The sequence below is a fragment of the Phocaeicola coprophilus DSM 18228 = JCM 13818 genome, assembly GCF_000157915.1.
GTDB lineage: Bacteria > Bacteroidota > Bacteroidia > Bacteroidales > Bacteroidaceae > Phocaeicola > Phocaeicola coprophilus.
Map to the genome: position 1 here is coordinate 108387 of NZ_EQ973634.1, position 1465 is coordinate 109851.

Sequence of the window (1465 nt, forward strand, 5' to 3'; positions counted from 1 at the left end):
CTTTGTTTTCTAAGAACAGTTTGAAAAACTTCAATGATTCGCCCGTCAGAATCATTGAAGTTTCTCCTTTTTTTATAATATGGTTCTTTTCGTCCCACCATACTTCTTTGCTTATAATTATCCATCTGGCGTTATCAGTAGTTCTATTTCCGGTTTCAGGCAATTCCTGAAGCGGAATGCCGGTCATGTTCTTCTTGCGGCGTCTTGTATAGAGGAAGCAGACGGCCAGGGCTACACTTGCCATGAAAACCACCGCATAGGTGTACGTGTTCTGCAAGGGGACATAAAACGGAATGTGTATATAAGCCTGTAATACGATATCTGTGGTGGAGATGGTATCTTTCCTGTAGACGCATTCCTGTACCGGTATGACAGATTTTCGGCAACTTTCATCACCGGAAAAGTAGTTCTTACCATTGAATGTATAGCCTATGGCAGTACTGATGTTCCGGTTGATTTTATGCGCTCCGTCCCTGAAAAGGCTGTCCAGTTGATGCCTGGACGGAGATGTTGCTATAAGGTAGTTTTGGTCGTACCAGTCCTTTTTATCTTCCACCGACAGGCTGTTTGGGGAATTTTCCTGTCTGTATTGCATGCAGAACTGTTTGATAAGCAGTTTTTTTTCTGTGCGGATGGCATGGCTGAATGTATCCTGACACCTTTCGGTGATGCGTGTCCTTTCCTTTTCCGCATTGGAATAAATGGTGACTGTCGCCAACAGTAAGATGGCGATATAGGGTATTATGTGCTTCATCCTGCTCCTGCTCATAGAAATGTTCTTCGGTTTCTGAATTTTATCTGAATCTTTTCTGAAATCTTCCTGAAAAATCAATGCTTAAATATCTGATTCTCATTTATGTATTGGTTTTTTCAGATTTTTCTCGGTATCAGTTTCCTGTTTATTCCATAACTTTGTGACAAAGTTAAAAATAAAATTGTGAAGCGATATGAAAAAGTTGTTACTTTTTATGGCGGTAGCCGTGATGAGTCTTTATGGCTATGTCTCGTTTGTAGAATACACAGGATCTGCCGGAATGAGTGAATTGATGCTGGAGAATGTTGAGGCATTGGCCCAGGGCGAAGGAGGAAACTATGTCTGTTATGGTTCCGGTGATATTGATTGCCATGGTATGAAAGTATGGGTAAAGTATGAAGGCATCAGATAGTGAGTTATTGAGTGATACAGTCAGTCTTGAGCATGAAGATATATTCAAAATGGTTGCTTCTCTCTGCTTTTCTGGCAGTTTGTGTGTCCTGTCGGGAAAGCAGGCACAATCAGATGGAACGTCTGGTGCAGGAATGGAACGGCAAGGAGATAAGATTTCCCTCACATCCGGTGTTCACGCGTTTCGTCACAGATACGGTTCCTTATAGGATTCCAAAAACCGACTACAAGGTAGTGGTCTTTGTCGATTCTGTGGGCTGTATCAGTTGCAAGCTTCAGCTACCTAAGTGGAAGGAGTTT

Annotated in this window: 2 protein-coding genes and 1 pseudogene; 2 read left to right on the forward strand and 1 reads right to left on the reverse strand. The window is 42.1% G+C overall.

The window, feature by feature from the left end; all coding sequences use genetic code 11:
* On the reverse strand, positions 1-754 hold a 754-nt coding region (locus BACCOPRO_RS17985), incomplete at its 3' end, for a hypothetical protein (protein WP_169306510.1).
* A gap of 193 nt (positions 755-947) precedes the next feature.
* Between BACCOPRO_RS17985 and BACCOPRO_RS04520 the strand changes: the two genes are divergently transcribed.
* Together BACCOPRO_RS04520 and BACCOPRO_RS18290 are read left to right on the forward strand one after the other, a co-directional pair.
* A complete protein-coding gene (locus BACCOPRO_RS04520) occupies positions 948-1166 on the forward strand; it encodes an NVEALA domain-containing protein (protein ID WP_008141371.1) in 219 nt (72 codons plus the stop codon).
* A gap of 32 nt (positions 1167-1198) precedes the next feature.
* Positions 1199-1465 (forward strand): annotated as a pseudogene (locus BACCOPRO_RS18290) (hypothetical protein); the annotation flags it as partial.